This is a genomic window from Mycobacterium sp. 1245801.1 (assembly GCF_001673055.1).
Classification (GTDB): domain Bacteria; phylum Actinomycetota; class Actinomycetes; order Mycobacteriales; family Mycobacteriaceae; genus Mycobacterium; species Mycobacterium europaeum_A.
In genome coordinates this window covers 43,543-60,799 of sequence record NZ_LZKY01000241.1, presented here as the reverse complement: position 1 = coordinate 60,799, position 17,257 = coordinate 43,543, and the positions used below count along the sequence as shown (strand labels likewise).

Genomic DNA, 17,257 nt, shown 5'->3' with positions numbered 1-17,257 from the left:
ACTTCCCGCCGTTCTCCACCGGCGAGACCGGCCGGGTGGGCTCGCCCAAGCGGCGCGAGATCGGGCACGGCGCCCTGGCCGAGCGGGCCCTGATCCCGGTGCTGCCCGGCGTCGAGGAGTTCCCCTACGCCATCCGTCAGGTGTCCGAGGCGTTGGGTTCCAACGGCTCAACGTCGATGGGTTCGGTCTGTGCGTCCACCCTGTCGCTGCTCAACGCCGGTGTGCCGCTCAGGGCGCCGGTGGCCGGCATCGCGATGGGGCTGGTCTCCGACGACGTCGAGATCGACGGTCGCACCGAGCGCCGCTTCGTCACCCTGACCGACATCCTGGGCGCCGAGGACGCGTTCGGCGACATGGACTTCAAGTGCGCCGGCACCAAGGACTTCGTCACCGCGCTGCAGCTGGACACCAAGCTCGACGGCATCCCGTCGCAGGTGCTGGCGGGCGCGCTGGGGCAGGCCAAGGACGCCCGGCTGACCATCCTCGAGGTCATGGCCGAGGCCATCGACGCACCCGACGAGATGAGCCCCTACGCGCCGCGGGTCACCACCATCAAGGTCCCGGTGGACAAGATCGGCGAGGTCATCGGCCCCAAGGGCAAGGTGATCAACGCGATCACCGAGGAGACCGGCGCGCAGATCTCCATCGAGGACGACGGCACCGTGTTCGTCGGCGCCACCGACGGGCCCTCGGCGCAGGCCGCGATCGACCGGATCAACGCCATCGCCAACCCGCAGTTGCCGACGGTCGGCGAGCGGTTCCTCGGAACCGTGGTCAAGACAACGGATTTCGGTGCGTTCGTGTCGCTGCTGCCCGGCCGTGACGGCCTGGTGCACATCTCCAAGCTCGGTAAGGGCAAGCGGATCGCGAAGGTCGAGGACGTGGTGAACGTCGGCGACAAGCTGCGCGTGGAGATCGCCGACATCGACAAGCGCGGCAAGATCTCGCTGGTTCTGGTGGAGGAAGACAACTCGGCTCCCGCCGATGCTCCGGCGGCCGCACCTGCCGATGCCGCGACGGCGAGCAGCTGACTCGTCGACCGGGACGCGTCCCGGTCGGGCCGGCGCTTTGCGCCGGGGCGAGGCCGCTGAGGCGGAATCGGCACCCCAGGCCGCGCTGCGGCGCAGCACGCTGCCGGGCGGCTTGCGGGTGGTCACCGAATACCTGCCCTCGGTGCGCTCCGCGTCGGTCGGGGTCTGGGTCGGCGTCGGCTCGCGCGACGAAGGTGCGACGGTGGCCGGGGCCGCGCACTTCCTCGAGCACCTGCTGTTCAAGTCGACCCCCAGCCGCACGGCGGTGGACATCGCGCAGGCGATGGACGCCGTCGGGGGAGAGTTGAACGCGTTCACCGCCAAGGAGCACACCTGCTACTACGCGCACGTGCTCGACAGTGATCTGGCCCTGGCCGTCGACCTGGTCGCCGACGTGGTGCTCAACGGCTGCTGCGCGGCCAGCGACGTCGAGCTGGAACGCGACGTGGTCCTCGAAGAGATCGCCATGCGCGACGACGACCCCGAGGACGCACTCGGCGATATGTTCCTGTCCGCGCTCTTCGGTGACCATCCGGTGGGCCGTCCGGTCATCGGCACCGCGCAGTCGGTGACGTCGATGACGCGAAACCAGCTGCACTCGTTTCATGTCCGGCGCTACACGCCGGAGCGGATGGTGGTCGCGGTGGCCGGCAATGTCGACCACGACGAGGTGGTGGCGCTGGTGCGCGAGCACTTCGGGCCGCATCTGGTCCGCGGGCGCGACCCGATCGCGCCGCGCAAGGGGTCCGGCCGGGTCACCGGCCGTCCCGTCCTGATGCTGGGCAACCGGGACGCCGAGCAGGCCCACGTGTCGCTGGGCGTGCGCACGCCCGGGCGCGGCTGGGAGCACCGGTGGGCGCTGTCGGTGCTCAACACCGCGCTGGGCGGCGGCCTGAGTTCGAGGTTGTTCCAGCAGGTTCGCGAGCTGCGCGGGCTGGCCTACTCGGTCTACTCGACGGTGGACGTCTTCGCCGACAGCGGTGCGCTGTCGGTGTATGCGGCCTGCCAGCCGGAACGCTTTGCCGAGGTGATGGCGGTGACCAGCGCCGTGCTCGAATCCGTGGCGCGCGACGGCATCACCGAGTCGGAATGCCGCATCGCCAAAGGATCGCTGCGCGGCGGGCTGGTGCTCGGCCTGGAGGATTCCAGCTCGCGGATGAGCCGGTTGGGCCGCAGCGAGCTCAACTACGGCAGACACCGCAGCATCGAGCACACGCTGCAGCAGATCGATCGGGTGACCGTCGAGGAGGTCAACGCGGTGGCCCGCCGGCTGCTCGGACAGCGCTACGGCGCCGCGGTTCTGGGCCCCTACGCCGCCAAACGGTCACTGCCCCAACAACTTCGGGCGATGGTAGGCTAGCTCAAATGTCCGCCTCCTCACTCGCGCCGTGCCGGCGCTCGCCGTCGACGGACTAGCCGAATGGTACTGGGCTTCTGGGACATCATGGTGCCCATCGTGGGCGCCCCCATGGCCGGCGGGCCCGGCACTCCCGCATTGGCCGCGGCGGTGTCCAATGCGGGTGGGCTCGGTTTCGTCCCCGGCGGGCACCGCAGCGCCGAGCAGTTCGCCGACGACATCGCGGCGGCGCGCAAGGCCACCACCGGCCCGCTCGGGGTGAATCTGTTTGTGCCCCAGCCCAGCGTCGCCGATTGGGTGGCCCTGCACTACTACGCGGCCGAACTCGAAGAAATCGCCGAGCATTACCAGGTGGAGGTGGGTCACCCGCAGCACGGCGATGACGACGAGTGGGAGCAGAAGCTCGAGGTGGTGGCCGACGTCCGGCCCGAGCTGGTGTCGTTCACCTTCGGTGTGCCGCCGCCCGATGTGATCCGGCGGCTGGGCGCGCTGGGCCTGCTGGTGATGGTCACCGTGACATCGGCCTACGAAGCGGGAGTGGCTGTCGCGGCCGGGGCGGACAGCCTGGTGGTCCAGGGTCCCGCCGCGGGCGGGCACCGCGGCACGTTCGCCCCCGACATGGAACCCGCGAACGAGTCGCTGCACCAGCTCATCGATCGCATCCGGCACGCCCACGACGTCCCGATCGTCGCCGCGGGCGGGCTGGGCACCGCCGACGAGGTCGGGGCGGCGCTGCGCAGGGGAGCGGTGGCGGCCCAGGTCGGCACCGCGTTGCTGCTGGCCGACGAGGCGGGCACCAACGCGGCGCACCGCGTCGCCCTGAAGAACCCGCTGTTCGCGACGACCGTTGTCACGCGGGCGTTTTCGGGCCGCTACGCGCGCGGGCTGGAGAACGACTTCACCCGGATGCTCGATCACGTGGCGCCGCTGGGCTACCCCGAGGTCAACCAGATGACCTCACCGATCCGGGAAGCGGCCGCCGCCATGGAAGACCCCAACGGGATGGCGCTGTGGGCGGGGACCTCGTTCAAGCACGCGTGCGCCGGCCCCGCCGCGGACATCATCGCCCGCCTCGCGGCCACCAGTTAGCCCAGAACGCCGGCCGGGTCGGTGAACGGCAGGCCGAGGTCGGTGGCCACCTGCCCGGACAGCAAGGCGCCGTCGTGCGTCGAAAGGCCTTTGGCCAGAGCATGATCCGATCGGCATGCGGCCTGCCAGCCCCGGTCGGCGAGCGCCAGCACGTAGGGCATGGTCGCGTTGGTCAGCGCGACCGTCGAGGTCTTGGGCACCGCGCTGGGCATGTTGGCCACGCAGTAGAAAACCGTGTCGTGCACCGCGAAGGTGGGATCATCGTGCGTGGTCGGCCGGGAGTCCTCGAAGCAGCCGCCCTGGTCGATCGAGATGTCGACCAGCACTGCGCCCGATTTCATCTGCGAGACAAGGGAATTCGAGATCAGCTTGGGCGCCTTGGCGCCGGGCAGTAGCACGGCGCCGATGACTAGGTCGGCGCGCTTGACGGTGCCCTCCAAATCGTAGGCCGACGAGTAGCGGGTGCGGACCTGGCCGCCGAACTCCGCATCGAGCAGCCGCAGCTTGTTGATGTTGACGTCGAGAACCGTGACTGCCGCACCCATCCCGCCGGCGACCCGCGCGGCGTTATAGCCGGCGGTCCCCGCGCCGACGACCACGACGTCGGCGGGTTTGACGCCCGGCACGCCGCCCATCAGTACCCCGCGCCCGCCGTGGGTCCGCATCAGGTGATAGGCGCCCACCTGAGCCGACAGCCGGCCGGCGACCTCGCTCATCGGGGCCAGCAACGGCAGCGTGCCGTCGGCGGCTTGGACCGTCTCGTAGGCGATCGACGTCGTCCCGGATGCCAACAGCGCCTCGGTGCACGCCCGCGACGCGGCCAGATGCAGGTAGGTGAACAGGATCTGGTTGCGCCGCAACAGGTCATACTCGGTCGGTACCGGCTCTTTGACCTTGAGCAGCAGATCGGCATCGCCCCAGACCTGCTCGGCCGTGTCCGCCAGTTCGGCCCCGGCGGCCTTGAACTCGGCATCGGAGATCGCCGACCCCTCCCCGGCGCCGGCCTGCACCAGCACGTCATGGCCGCGGCGGGTCAGCTCGGCGACACCGGCGGGGGTGATGGCCACCCGAAACTCGTTGGTCTTGGTCTCGGTCGGTACGCCGACTCGCATGATCGCCCCTCGGTTGCCGGTTCACCGTCAAGTGTGAAGAAAGTTCGTAAGCGGCGCAAAAGCTGGGTGTTTGCTGGATATGATCGGCGAATGAGTGACCCGTGCGTGACGGCCACCGTGCGGATCGGGGCCCGGCCCGACGAGGTGTACCGGCTCATCACCGACCTGCCCACGCTGGCCGAGCTGGCCGAGGAAGCGGTGGCGATGGAATGGCGCAAAGGCGACGCGGTGCGGCCGGGCGCGGTGTTCGTCGGCCACAACCGCAGCGGCAGCCGGCGCTGGAGCACCAAGTGCACGGTCACCGACGCCGAACCGGGCCGCCGCTTCGCATTCGACGTGAGCCACACCATCTTTCCGGTCGCCCGCTGGCAATACGACATCGTCGCGGCCGACGGCGGATGTGAGGTCACCGAAAGCACCTGGGACCGCAGGCCCGGGTGGTTCCGCAAGGTCGCCGGCAAGGCCACCGGCGTCAGCGATCGGGTGACCGCCAACACTGAGCACATCCGGCTCACGCTGCAGCGCCTCAAGCAGCGCGCCGAAACCGACTAGCCCACGAACCACCGGAGTGTTTCGATGACGCGACGCGACCCAGCCGTAGCCGTCATCGGAGCGGGCATGTCCGGACTGTGCGTCGCAATCACCTTGCTGCGCAACGGTATCAGCGATGTGACCGTTTATGAGAAGGCCGACGAGGTGGGCGGCACCTGGCGGGATAACACCTATCCGGGGCTGGTCTGCGACATCCCCTCGCGCATCTACCAATACAGCTTTGCCCGCAACCCCGACTGGTCGCACCTGTTCTCGCCCGGCGGCGAAATCCAGGCCTATTTCCGTGACATCGCCGACCGTTACGGGTTGCGGAGGCGGATTCGGTTCGGCACCGAGATCGTCCACGCCCGTTTCGACGACGGCCGGTGGGTGGTGCGCACCGCTGCCGGGGAGGGATTCAAGGTCGACTTCTTGATCTCGGCCACCGGCGTGCTGCATCACCCGCGACTGCCAACGATTCCGGGCTTGGATGCCTTCGGCGGCAATGTGTTTCACTCGGCGCGCTGGGATCACGGCGTCGACGTGGGTGGGCGCCGGGTCGCGGTGGTCGGCAACGGGTCGACGGGCGTGCAGCTGGTGTGCGGGCTGGCCGGGGTGGCCGGCCAGGTCACGCTGTTCCAGCGCACGGCGCAATGGGTGCTGCGGCTGGCCAACCCGCGCTACAGCGGCTTCACCGGGATCACCCGGCGCAAGATGCCGTGGCTCGACGGGTTGGCGTACCGCATCTACAGCCTGGGCTACGACTACTTCGCGGTCGGACTGACCAAGCCGGGCCTGCGCCGCAAGATCATGGCGGCGCTGTGCCGCGCCAGCCTCTGGGAAATCCGCGATCCCGAGTTGCGGCGGGCCCTGACCCCCGACTACACGCCGGCCTGCAAACGACTGGTGATGTCGAACGGCTTCTACCGGGCGATGCAGCGCGACGACGTCGAGCTGGTGACGGCGGGCATCGACCATGTCGATGAGCGCGGCATCGTCACCGCCGACGGGGTCCTCCACGAGGTGGACGTCATCGTGCTCGCCACCGGATTCGACACCCACGCGTTCTTCCGGCCGATGGAGCTGATCGGGCGTGACGGCATCCGCGCCGACGACGTCTGGCGCGACGGGCCGCGGGCCTACCAGACCGTGGCGCTGTCCGGCTTCCCCAACTTCTTCATGATGCTGGGGCCGCACAGCCCGGTGGGGAACCTGGCGCTGACGACGGTGGCCGAATCGCAGGCCGACCACATCGTGGGCTGGATCGAGCGCTGGCGCCGCCGTGAATTCGACACGGTGGAGCCGGCGGCCGCGGCGACCGAGCGGTTCAACGCGACGCTGCGCGCCGCGATGCCGGACACCGTGTGGACCACCGGCTGCAACAGCTGGTACCTCAACAACGACGGCGTGCCCGAGGTGTGGCCCCTCACGCCGGCCGAACACCGCCGGATGCTGGCGAACCCCGAACCCGGCCAGTACGACCTGCGCCGGCACGCCGCGGCCCGCTGAGGAACCGCGCCAAAGAACCCAGTACCGGCGGTTTCGCATATCTGGGTCGCGTCCCTATACTTGGGACGCGCCGCAAGGCGGGCGGCGCCCACTGCAAGACCGTGGTCGAGGGCTAAACGCCGAGGTAGGGGGCATGATGCTGACCATCGACGACCAGGCAGCGGGTCCGCACGACGCGTCGCTGGACCACGAGCGACTGGTGCTCGAGGCGCGCGATGTCGACTTCGACTGGTCGCAGCTGCCGTTCCACTACGTGCCGGGTGAGCCGTTCGCCACCCACGTCCTCAACGTGCTGCACCTGCTGCTGCCGGCCGGCGAAGAGTTCTTCGTCGAGGTGTTCAAGCAGACGCTGCCGCTGATCAAGGACGACCAGCTGCGGCTGGATGTGCAGGGCTTCATCGGCCAGGAGGCCGTGCATTCGCAGGCGCACGCGAAGGTGCTCGCCCACTTCGCCGCGCGCGACATCGACCTGACGCCCTACACCGGCCAGATCAAGTGGCTGTTCGACAAGCTGCTGGGGCCCCGGCCGCACTGGAGCGAGCGCCGCCGGCAGAGCTGGCTGCTCGAGCAGGTTTCGCTCGTGTCGGCCATCGAGCACTACACCGCCATCCTGGGGGAGTGGATCCTCGACTCGCCGGCTCACGACCAGATCGGCACCGATCCGGTGATGCTCGACATGCTGCGCTGGCACGGCGCCGAAGAGGTCGAACACAAGGCGGTGGCCTTCGACACCATGAAGCACCTACAGGCCGGCTATTGGCGGCAGGTGCGCGCCCAACTGGTCGTGACGCCCGCCATGCTGCTGCTGTGGATTCGCGGCGTGCGGTTCATGTACTCGCTTGATCCCCAGCTGCCGCCGCGCACCAAGCCGCGCTGGCGCGACTACTTCTCCGCCGCGCGCCGCGGCCTGGTGCCTGGCCCGCTGCGGTTCGTCCGCGCCATCGGCAACTACTACCGGCCCGGCTTCCACCCCTCGCAGCTCGGCGGGCTGGGGCTCGCCGTCGACTACCTGGCCGTCTCACCCGCCGCGCGCGCCTCGCACTGATGACTGTCACCTCGACCATCACTGCCAGCGACGGCGTCACGCTGGCCGTGCACCGGTACACCGACATCGACCCGGCGCGGCCGACCATCCTGGCGATTCACGGATTTCCCGATAACCACCATGTCTGGGACGGCGTGGCGCACGAGCTGGCCGGCAAGCCCTACAACGTCGTGGCCTACGACGTGCGCGGGGCCGGCGAATCCGCCCGTCCCGCAAAGAGATCCGGATACCTTCTCGCGCAACTGGTCTGCGATATCAGTGCGGTGATCGACAGCCTCGGCGTCGGGCCGGTGCACCTGCTGGCCCACGACTGGGGGTCGATCCAAGCATGGGCGGCCGTCACCGACGCCTCGGTGATGGGCAAAGTCGCTTCCTTCACCTCGATCTCGGGCCCGCACCTGACCTATGCCGGCGCGTTCCTGCGCTCGGCGCGCACCCCGCGCGCGGCGGCCCGCGTCATCCGGCAATTGATCTCGTCGGGCTACATCGCTTTCTTTTTGTGCCCGGGCGTGCCGGAGCTGTCCTTTCGCTCCCGGGTCGGCGTGAAAGTCGTTGAGGCTCTTGAGGGTATCGGCCGGTCGAGCACGCTCAGCCAGCGCCACGACACCAGGCGTTCGATCACCGATTATGTGCACGGGCTCGATCTGTACCGGCAGAACATGCCGGCGCCGATGTTGACGCCCGGCCGCCCGCTCCCCGAGACCTCCGTCGCGGTCCAGACGTTGGTTCCGCGCCGGGACGTCTTCGTGACCCCCGCGCTGCAGCGGTTCACCGGCGCAATCCCCAAGGGCGGCAGGGTGGTCGAGATCGAGGGTGGGCACTGGGTGGTGACATCACGCCCCGACGTCATCGCCCGGCTGACGACCGAGTGGGTCGACCGCAGCGTCGCCGGCGCGACCAGCGCCGGTGCGACCGAGGTGCGTGGCGAGCGGCGCGAGGTGCGCGGCAAACTGGCCCTGGTCACCGGCGGCGGGGCCGGGATCGGCCGGGCCACGGCGGTGGAGCTGGCCCGGCACGGTGCCCGCAAGATCGTGCTCGTCGATCGTGATCTGGCCGCGGCCAACGAGACCGCCGACGCGGTGCGCGCCGCGTGCGCCGACGCTCCGGTATACCAGGTCGACGTCAGCGACGAGGCCGCCATGAACGCCCTTGCCGCGCAGGTGCGCAACGAACACGGCGTGGTCGACATCCTGGTGAACAACGCCGGGATCGGCATGGCGGGCCGGTTCCTGGAGACGAGCTCGGCGAATTGGGAAGACATCATGGGCGTCAACGTCCGCGGCGTCATCTCGGGCAGCCGGGCGTTCGGGGCGCAGATGGTCGAGCGTGGCGAGGGCGGAACGATCATCAACGTGGCATCGGCGGCGGCGTTCCTGCCGTCGAAATCCATGGTCGCCTACAGCACCACCAAGGCGGCCGTGCTGGCGCTCAGCGAATCGTTGCGCGCCGACTTCGCCGACGAGGGGATCGGCGTCACCGCGGTGTGCCCGGGATTCGTCAACACCAACATCGCCAAGAACACCATCTACGCCGGGATGACCGCCGACCAGCAGGAGCGGGCGCGGGGCAAGGCCGACGCCGCCTACCGACGCCGCAACTTCACCCCCGAGGCGACCGCCAAGGCGATCGTCAAGGCCGTCAAGACGGGTCCGGCCGTGTTGCCGATCGCCGCGGAGTCACGCATCGGCTACGCGATGCGGCGGATCAGCCCCGGGGCTATCCGATTGTTCGCGCGCTTGGACATTCGGCAGAAGTAGGGACTGTTTCGGTGCCGGAAAGCATTTGGGCCAGCAGGCCCGCCGACCTGTACGGGCGGCGCCAGCACGACCGCTTCGGGTCGCTGTTGTGGGGCGTGCGGGCGGTGTTCGAAGGGTTCGCCTCGGTTTCCCGGTGGTCGCCGTCGCGGGTGCGGCCCGTGCAGCGCAAGATGACTGCGGTGGTGACCAAGCGCGAACTCGCCGCGCCGGACGTCGTCGCGCTGACCCTGGCCGACCCCGACGGGGGGTTGCTTCCGTCCTGGACGCCCGGCGGACACATCGACATTCTGCTGCCCTCGGGCCGGCGCCGGCAGTACTCGTTGTGCGGTCCTCCCGGCCGCCGCACCGATTACCGGATCGCCGTGCGCCGCATCGCCGACGGCGGAGGCGGATCCATCGAGATGCACGAGTCCTTCGACGTGGGCGACACATGCGAGTTCGAAGGGCCGCGCAATGCGTTCTACTTCGGCACCGCCGAGCGCGAGGTGTTGTTCGTCATCGGTGGCATCGGGGTGACGCCCATCCTGCCGATGATCCGGGTGGCTGCGCAGCGCGGCATCGATTGGCGCGCAGTCTATTCCGGCCGCAGCCGCGAGTACATGCCGCTGCTCGACGAGGTCGTGTCGCAGGGGCCGGATCGCGTGACGGTGTGGGCCGACGACGAGCGCGGCCGCTTCGCCACCGTGGTGGAGCTGCTGGCCGGAGCGGGACCGGCGACCGCCGTCTACGTGTGCGGGCCCAGCGCCATGCTGGAGGCCGTCCGGATCGCCCGCAACGAACATGCCGGTGCTCCACTGCATTACGAGCGGTTCAGTCCGGCACCCGTCGTCGACGGGGCCCCGTTCGAATTGGAGCTTGCGCGATCACGGCAGGTGCTCGCGGTGCCGGCGAATCGGACGGCGCTCGATGTCATGCTGGATCGGGATCCGACCACGCCCTACTCGTGCCGACAGGGATTCTGCGGGACCTGCAGGGTCAAAGTGCTTGCCGGACAGGTGGATCACCGCGGCCGTGCCGCGACGGGCTCGGAAGAAATGCAGGGCGGCATGCTGGTGTGCGTCTCGCGGGCCGACGGCGAGCGAATCGTCATCGACGCCTGAGGCGGCGCTGCCTTACGGCCGGGACTGTTCGAGGTAGGCGGCCAGCGCGTTGGTCAGGCCCCGGCGCGCCATGTCGAGGTCGGCATAGGAACCCAGCTGACGTTCCGACACCAGCCCGCGCATCGCGCCGGGGATCAGGGCGGCGACCTCGCGGACCCGATCCGGATCGACGGCCAAATCGGCGAACGCGTGCTGGCAGGTTTCCAGCCAGCTCTTGCCCCAGGAGAACAGCTCGGCGGCCGTGCGCGGGTAAAGCCGCTCGAGCTCGTCGGGATCACGCGGCAGCGCGGCCCGCAGGTTCTCGATCGCGCGTGAATCCGGCGAGGCCAGGCCGCGGTAGAGGGTTTCGATGATGGCGCCGACACGCTCGCGCAGCGGGGCGTCCGGCGAGACCGGTGTCGACAGCGTGGAGAACGTCGCGGCACGCCGTTCGGCGGTGCGGTGCAGCACCGCGGCCCAGAACCCGTCGGTGTCGCCGAACTGGTACTGCACCGCGCCCCAGGTCGCGCCGATGTCCTTGGCGATGCGGTTGGCCGACACCGAGCCGGGTTCACCGGAGGCCAGCGAGCGCAGCGCGGCCTCGAGCATGCTTTCGCGAGTCGCATGGCCCCGCCGATTCGGGCGCCGGCCCGCGACGCCGGCCGCGCTGCTCTGAGGGGTCATCCGCCGATCTTATCCATTGCGGCCGGGTCCGACGAGGAGTTTCATAGAGGGTACTTTGATTTTGGGGACGGGCGGCTTATCATTCGTACGCGAGGGAGGGCAGTTCACATGGCAGGGCTCGATGGCTAAGCCACCGTTGTCGATGAAACCGACCGGCTGGTTCCAGGTCGCCTGGTCCGACGAGATTGGCGTCGGCGACGTGCACACAATGAAGTACTTCGACCAGGAGATGGTGGCCTGGCGCGCCGCATCCGGCGAGCTCACGGTGATGAACGCCTACTGCGAGCACCTGGGCGCGCACCTGGGGTATGGCGGCAAGGTCGTCGGCGAGGTGCTGCAGTGCCCGTTCCACGGTTGGCAGTGGAGCGCCGAGGGTCGCAACGTCTGCATCCCGTACCAGGACCGGCCCAACCGCGGCCGCCGCATTCGGACCTACCCGGTGGTGGAGCGCAACGCGTCGGTGTACATCTGGCACGACCTGGAGCGCCGCGAACCCTACTTCGACGTGCCGGACGTGTTCACCGCGTTCGGCGACGGGAGCAGCGCGGACGACTACTACCCGCAGCAGCGGCTCTATCGCGAAAGCCTGGAACTGCACCCGCAATACGTGCTGGAGAACGGGGTGGACTTCGCGCACTTCAAGTTCGTGCACAACACCCCGATCGTGCCGGTGTTCACCCGCCACGACTTCGCCGAGCCGGTGTCCTACGTCGACTTCACCATCACGTTCGAGGGCGACGACGGGCAGAAGATCGAGGACGTCAACAGCGGCGTGCAAGCCATCAACGGCGGTCTGGGCATCGCGGTGACCAAGAGCTGGGGCATGATCGACAACCGCACCATTTCGGCGATCACGCCGATCGACGAGTTCACCTCCGATGTGCGCTTCATGGTCTACATCGGCCACACACCGCACAAGGACCCGGACCGCGCCGCCACCAAGGCGGACGAATTCGGGCGCGAGGTCATCCGCCAGTTCGAGCAGGACATCGAGATCTGGCGGCACCAGCGGTATTCGGACCCACCCGCGCTGGCCACCGACGAGTACGAGGGCTTCACCGCAATCCGCAAGTGGGCCAAGCAGTTCTATCCCGAGGCGTTCGCAACGCAGGAAGGCTCAAGGCAATGAGTACAGCACCGGTTCGCGTCTTTCAGGTTGGAAGCGGCAACGTCGGCACCGAGATGATCAAGCGGATCGCCACCCAGCCCGACATCGAACTCATTGGCGTGCACTGCTATTCGCCGGAGAAGGTCGGTAAGGACACCGGCGAGTTCGCCGGCTTGGCGCCCAACGGGGTGGCCTTCACCGGGACGGTCGAGGAGATCATCGCCGCCAAGCCGGACGTGCTGACGTTCCACGGGGTGTTCCCGGACGAGGACCTCTACGTCAAGGTGCTCGAGGCCGGCATCAACATCGTCACCACAGCCGACTGGATCACCGGCTGGCATCGCGACAAGAATCACCCGCATCCCTCGGGCAAGCCGGTGACCCAGCTGTTGGCGGAGGCCGCCGAGAAGGGCGGCGCAACCTTTTACGGGACCGGGATGAACCCCGGGCTGAACCAGATCCTGGGCGTGGTGTGCTCGGCCGACGTCGCCGACATCGAGAACGTGACCACCATCGAGTCCGTCGATGTGTCATGCCACCACTCCAGGGACACCTGGATCGAGGTGGGTTACGGCCAGCCGGTCGACGACCCCGAAATTCCGTCGAAGCTCGAGAAGTACACCCGCGTCTTCGCCGACAGCGTGTACATGATGGCCGACTGTTTCGACCTGACGCTCGACGAGGTCAAGTTCAGCTACGAGCTCGGCGCGTGCACCAAGGACGTCGACCTGGGCTGGTACACGCTGCCCAAGGGTTCGCTGGGTGGTAACTACATCAAGTACCAGGGCATGGTCGACGGCGTGCCGCGGGTCGAGACGCACCTGGAATGGCAGATGACCCCGCACACCGACCCGAGCTGGAACATCAAGGGCTGCTACATCACTCAGATCAAGGGCGATCCGTGCATCTACAACAAGCACATGATCTTCCCCAAGCCCGGCGTCGACCTGTCCAACCCGGACAACTTCGCCTCGATCGGGATGACCGTCACCGGCATGCCCGCGCTGGCCTCGATCAAGTCGGTGGTGGCGGCACCGCCGGGACTGATCACCAGCGCCGACCTGCCGCTGCGCGGATTCGCCGGGCGGTTCAAGAAGTAGGCCCGTCACGGCGACGCACCGTCGTCGAAGAGGCGTTCGGGATGGCGAAAGTCGTTGGTGCGCGCGCCGCGGTCCAGCTGCGGCGGCGGGATCCACTGGGTGCGGCCTCGTGGCGTTTTGCTTGTCCGCCAGCCTCTTCCGGCCAGCTTGTGATGCGGCGCGCAGGCGAAAGTGAGGTTGTTCGCGTCCGTCGTGCCGCCGGCCGCCCACTCAGCGCAATGATGCACCTCGCACCAATAGCCGGGGGCGTCGCAGCCGGGGTAACTGCAGCCGCGGTCGTGCGCGTACAAGACGATGCGCTGATCCGGTGTGGCAATGCGCCGCGACCGGCCGAGATACAGTGGGCGGCTAGAGTGCTCGTCGAATACGGCGAGGTAGTGGTAGGCGTGGCGGGCCATCCGGATCACATCGCGCATCGGTAGCAGCGTTCCGCCGCCGGTCACCGCGCGCCCCACGCCCGCCGTCAGTTCCTGCAGGGTGGTCGACACGATGACGGTCACCGGCAATCCGTTGTGCTGACCCAGTTTCGGATCGCCCAGCTGGCCTCGCACCAGGGCGTTGAGTGCGTCGTGTTGGCGCTGGGCGGGACTGCGCATGTCGCGGCGGGCGCGCTCATCATCGGGTTGGCCTGTAACGCAAGGCGTTTCGTCGTCGGGGTTGCACATCCCCGGAGCCGCAAACCTGGACAGCCATGCGTCGAGGTTGGCGCGCAGGTCGGGTGAGGCGACCAGCTTCCCGATGCTCATCCCATCGGGTCGTTGGCCGCACCAGCTGAACCCGCGCTGGCGTGCACGGTCGGCGTCGGAGAACTTTCCATCCGGGTTGATCCGCAGGGCGCACTGGTGTGCGAGCTTCTGCAACTGATCGGGGCGCAGCCGACGGGCCTGATCGGCCAGGAATCGCTCGGCGTCGTCCACCGTGGCAGCGGGGACCGAGTCCGGGAGATCCCGGACGAACGTCTGGATCACGCGCAGGTGCTGACCGTCGAGCAGCCCGTCGCGCCACGCCACGGCCGTAGCCGGCAATTGTGGCGGCAGCTCCGCGCCGGTGAGGGTCAAGTGCGGAGACAGCTCGGTGGCGTCGCGGAGCCGACGGCACGCCTCGGCATAGCTGATCCGCAGCCGGTCGGCGACCACTTTGTGCACCGGGCCGCCGATGTCGGCGGGATCCGCCGCCGCCAAACCGGCGATCAGGTCGTGGCTCACCGCGATCTGTCGCCGGCGCGAGGCCTCCATCCGTTCGAGCACGCGCAGCCGGACTGCGGGGCTCAGCGCGTCGAAGTCCAGGCCGCGGATCGCCGCATCGGCGGCATCCTGGGCATCCAGCGCGGCGGCCACCTCAGCGGGGACCTCGATCGAATGCATGTTCGAATGCTACGGGCGCGGCGCGACGAGGGAGGCGGATCGCGCCGCGGTTGTGGATGAACCTCGAACTGTGCACAGCGCGCCCCGGACTCGGATTGCGCGTGGGCGTCGGAGCGTTTTTCGCGACGGCGCTGCGGGTAACCACCCGTGGTGCGCGCGAGATTCGTCATTGCGCCAGCCGCGGTCGCCACGGCCATCGCCGCCATCGCCGCATGCTCATCTGCCACCGGTTCGGCCGACTCCACGCCAGACAGTGCACCGTTCCCGATCGGTCAGATGGGCGTGCCCGTGCATGTGCAGGCGGCCAGCGGCGCGACCGCCGACATCACCGTCAACAGCGCGACGTGGTTCCCGCCGGGATGCACCTCGCATTTCGCGAGTCCGACGCCTGGCTCCGCATGCAACGTGGTGGAACTGACTATCACCGCGACGTCCCACCGGTTCTTCAAGCTCGACCAGCACTACATGTTCGCCGGATACGGCGGCGGCAATCAGCCATGGACCCATCCCGACGACGCGCCCCAGCCGTCAACGCTTGCGGTCGACTTCCGCAGGCTCGACAAGATGCCCCCGCTGGTCACGGGCGGCCTACACGACGGGCAGACCGCGCACGGATTTGTCGGCTTCGCGATGCCGACGGCCGGCGAGCTGTACCTCACGATCAACGATCCCGAGCAGCCCGCGCCCTACACCGAAGCGGGCTTCATCGTCCACACCTGATCGCGCGAAACGTACGGTCGAGTCGCCACGCAACAACTCGACGCACACCGCGGCGCAGAAAACGTCCCGGTCTAGGGTGAAGGCCATGCGGGTAGGAGTGCTGGGAGCCAAGGGCAAGGTCGGGTCGGCGATGGTGGCGGGCGTGCAGGCCGCCGAGGATCTGAGCTTGTCCGCGGAGGTGGACGCCGGTGATCCGATGAGCCTGCTGACCGGGGGCAACACCGAGGTCGTCATCGACTTCACCCACCCCGACGTGGTGATGGACAATCTGAAGTTCGTCATAGACAACGGAATTCATGCCGTCGTGGGGACCACGGGCTTCACCGCCGAGCGGCTGCAGCAGGTGCAGGATTGGCTCGCCGACAGCCCGGGCACGTCGGTGCTGATCGCGCCGAACTTCGCGATCGGGGCGGTGCTGTCGATGCACTTCGCCAAGCAGGCGGCGCCCTTCTTCGACTCGGCAGAGGTGATCGAGCTGCATCACCCGCACAAGGCCGACGCCCCGTCGGGAACCGCGACGCGCACCGCGAAACTGATCGCCGAGTCGCGAAAAGACTTGCCGCCCAACCCCGATGCCACCAGCACCAGCCTGCCGGGCGCGCGTGGCGCGGACGTCGACGGCATCCCGGTGCACTCGGTGCGGCTGGCCGGGCTGGTCGCCCATCAGGAGATCCTGTTCGGCACCGAGGGGGAGACGCTGAGCATCCGGCACGACAGCATCGACCGGACCTCGTTCGTGCCCGGTGTGCTGCTGGCCGTGCGGCGGATCAAGGAACACCCGGGCCTCACGGTGGGTCTCGAGGCCCTGCTCGATCTGCAATGACCTGAATCTGCCATGACCTCTGCCATGACCAAAGCGCTGCGCACCCAATTGCTCGTCGCCTTCATGTGCGTCGCGCTGTTGGTGTACTTCGTGCTGTTGGGGCGCGTCGCCTTCGCGATGATCGGCTCCGGGCGGGTCGCGGCCGTCGGCCTCGGACTGGCGGTGTTGATCCTGCCGGTGATCGGGCTCTGGGCGATGATCGCCACCCTGCGCGCCGGATTCGCGCACCAGAAGCTGGCCCGGCTGATCGCCGCCGACGGAATGGAACTGGACACCAGCGCGCTGCCGCGCCGGCCGTCGGGCCGCATCCAGCGCGCCGCGGCCGACGAACTGTTCGCCGCGGTGCGCACCGAAGTGCAGGACCACCCCGAGGACTGGCGGCGCTGGTATCGGCTGGCCCGCGCGTACGACTACGCCGGCGACCGCCGCCGCGCGCGCGAGGCGATGAGGACTGCGGTCGAGCTGCAGGGCCGCCAGTGAACGAAACACCGCGCAAGACGCTGCTGATCGTGCACCACACGCCGTCACCGCATACCCACGAGATGTTCGAGGCGGTGGTTTCCGGGGCCACCGACCCCGACATCGAGGGCGTGGACGTGCTGCGGCGCCCGGCGCTGACGGTGTCGCCGGCCGAGATGCTGGCCGCCGACGGTTACCTGCTGGGCACGCCCGCGAACCTCGGATACATCTCGGGCGCCCTCAAGCACGCGTTCGACTGCGCCTATTACCAATTGCTCGACTCCACGCGCGGGCGACCGTTCGGGCTCTACCTGCACGGCAACGAGGGCACCGAGGGCGCCGAGCGTGCCGTCGACACCATCACCACCGGGCTGGGTTGGTCCAAAGCCGCGGCGACCGTGGTGGTTTCGGGCAAGCCGACCAAGGATGAGCTGCAGGCGTGCTGGGAGCTCGGCGCGACCGTCGCCGCACAGTTGATGGAGTGAGTGC

Annotated in this window: 17 protein-coding genes; 14 read left to right on the top strand and 3 right to left on the bottom strand. The window is 68.7% G+C overall.

What is annotated here, in order from left to right:
• The 3 genes from A5622_RS15660 to A5622_RS15650 form a co-directional block, all read left to right on the top strand.
• Positions 1-1,031 (top strand): polyribonucleotide nucleotidyltransferase (locus tag A5622_RS15660; RefSeq protein WP_082976067.1); only part of this gene is annotated, 1,031 nt, incomplete at its 5' end.
• Positions 1,009-2,391: a pitrilysin family protein gene (locus A5622_RS15655; protein ID WP_066879733.1), complete on the top strand. Its 1,383-nt coding sequence runs from the start codon at positions 1,009-1,011 to the stop codon at positions 2,389-2,391. The genes A5622_RS15660 and A5622_RS15655, both read left to right, overlap by 23 nt.
• Before the next feature lie 60 nt (positions 2,392-2,451).
• Positions 2,452-3,477, top strand: a complete 1,026-nt coding sequence (locus tag A5622_RS15650; protein ID WP_066860909.1) for a nitronate monooxygenase — start codon at positions 2,452-2,454, stop codon at positions 3,475-3,477.
• On the opposite strand, the gene ald is transcribed toward A5622_RS15650, so the two are convergent.
• Positions 3,474-4,589, bottom strand: coding sequence for an alanine dehydrogenase (ald, locus tag A5622_RS15645; protein WP_066879714.1), 1,116 nt, complete (start codon positions 4,587-4,589; stop codon positions 3,474-3,476). The two genes, A5622_RS15650 and ald, sit on opposite strands and share 4 nt — an antisense overlap.
• Before the next feature lie 90 nt (positions 4,590-4,679).
• On the opposite strand from ald, the gene A5622_RS15640 reads away from it, so the two are divergent.
• The 5 genes from A5622_RS15640 (at position 4,680) to A5622_RS15620 (ending at position 10,531) form a co-directional block, all read left to right on the top strand.
• Positions 4,680-5,141, top strand: a complete 462-nt coding sequence (locus tag A5622_RS15640; RefSeq protein WP_066860903.1) for an SRPBCC family protein — start codon at positions 4,680-4,682, stop codon at positions 5,139-5,141.
• A 24-nt stretch (positions 5,142-5,165) separates the two neighbouring features.
• On the top strand, positions 5,166-6,629 hold the full coding sequence (locus A5622_RS15635) for an NAD(P)/FAD-dependent oxidoreductase (RefSeq protein ID WP_066879711.1): 1,464 nt from the start codon (positions 5,166-5,168) through the stop codon (positions 6,627-6,629).
• A gap of 136 nt (positions 6,630-6,765) precedes the next feature.
• Positions 6,766-7,674, top strand: coding sequence for a metal-dependent hydrolase (locus A5622_RS15630; protein WP_066879730.1), 909 nt, complete (start codon positions 6,766-6,768; stop codon positions 7,672-7,674).
• Positions 7,674-9,431 carry an SDR family oxidoreductase gene (locus tag A5622_RS15625; protein WP_066879708.1) on the top strand — a complete coding sequence of 586 codons (1,758 nt, stop codon included), beginning with the start codon at positions 7,674-7,676 and terminating at the stop codon, positions 9,429-9,431. The genes A5622_RS15630 and A5622_RS15625 overlap by 1 nt, the downstream gene beginning before the upstream one ends.
• A gap of 11 nt (positions 9,432-9,442) precedes the next feature.
• A complete protein-coding gene (locus A5622_RS15620; protein ID WP_066879705.1) occupies positions 9,443-10,531 on the top strand; it encodes a PDR/VanB family oxidoreductase in 1,089 nt (362 codons plus the stop codon).
• A gap of 12 nt (positions 10,532-10,543) precedes the next feature.
• Here A5622_RS15620 and A5622_RS15615 read toward each other — a convergent pair whose 3' ends face one another.
• Complete coding sequence (locus tag A5622_RS15615) at positions 10,544-11,194, bottom strand: TetR/AcrR family transcriptional regulator (RefSeq protein ID WP_066879702.1); 651 nt, start codon at positions 11,192-11,194, stop codon at positions 10,544-10,546.
• A gap of 121 nt (positions 11,195-11,315) precedes the next feature.
• Here A5622_RS15615 and A5622_RS15610 point away from each other — a divergent pair, with 121 nt between their 5' ends.
• Both A5622_RS15610 and A5622_RS15605 read left to right on the top strand, forming a co-directional pair.
• Positions 11,316-12,323, top strand: a complete 1,008-nt coding sequence (locus A5622_RS15610; protein WP_066860890.1) for a Rieske 2Fe-2S domain-containing protein — start codon at positions 11,316-11,318, stop codon at positions 12,321-12,323.
• Complete coding sequence (locus tag A5622_RS15605; RefSeq protein WP_066879700.1) at positions 12,320-13,402, top strand: dihydrodipicolinate reductase; 1,083 nt, start codon at positions 12,320-12,322, stop codon at positions 13,400-13,402. Before A5622_RS15610 ends, A5622_RS15605 begins: the two co-directional genes overlap by 4 nt.
• A gap of 5 nt (positions 13,403-13,407) precedes the next feature.
• Here the strand turns inward: A5622_RS15605 and A5622_RS15600 are convergent, their stop codons facing one another.
• Positions 13,408-14,766: an HNH endonuclease signature motif containing protein gene (locus A5622_RS15600; RefSeq protein ID WP_066879697.1), complete on the bottom strand. Its 1,359-nt coding sequence runs from the start codon at positions 14,764-14,766 to the stop codon at positions 13,408-13,410.
• 150 nt (positions 14,767-14,916) lie between these two features.
• On the opposite strand from A5622_RS15600, the gene A5622_RS15595 reads away from it, so the two are divergent.
• The 4 genes from A5622_RS15595 to A5622_RS15580 all read left to right on the top strand — a co-directional run bounded on the left by A5622_RS15595 (position 14,917) and on the right by A5622_RS15580 (position 17,253).
• On the top strand, positions 14,917-15,486 hold the full coding sequence (locus A5622_RS15595) for a hypothetical protein (RefSeq protein WP_066860970.1): 570 nt from the start codon (positions 14,917-14,919) through the stop codon (positions 15,484-15,486).
• Positions 15,487-15,571: 85 nt separating this feature from the next.
• Positions 15,572-16,309: a 4-hydroxy-tetrahydrodipicolinate reductase gene (gene dapB, locus A5622_RS15590; protein ID WP_066860967.1), complete on the top strand. Its 738-nt coding sequence runs from the start codon at positions 15,572-15,574 to the stop codon at positions 16,307-16,309.
• A 24-nt stretch (positions 16,310-16,333) separates the two neighbouring features.
• A complete protein-coding gene (locus A5622_RS15585) occupies positions 16,334-16,789 on the top strand; it encodes a hypothetical protein (RefSeq protein WP_066879694.1) in 456 nt (151 codons plus the stop codon).
• A 62-nt stretch (positions 16,790-16,851) separates the two neighbouring features.
• Positions 16,852-17,253, top strand: a complete 402-nt coding sequence (locus tag A5622_RS15580) for a flavodoxin family protein (RefSeq protein WP_066860964.1) — start codon at positions 16,852-16,854, stop codon at positions 17,251-17,253.
• The last annotated feature ends 4 nt before the right edge of the window (positions 17,254-17,257 follow it).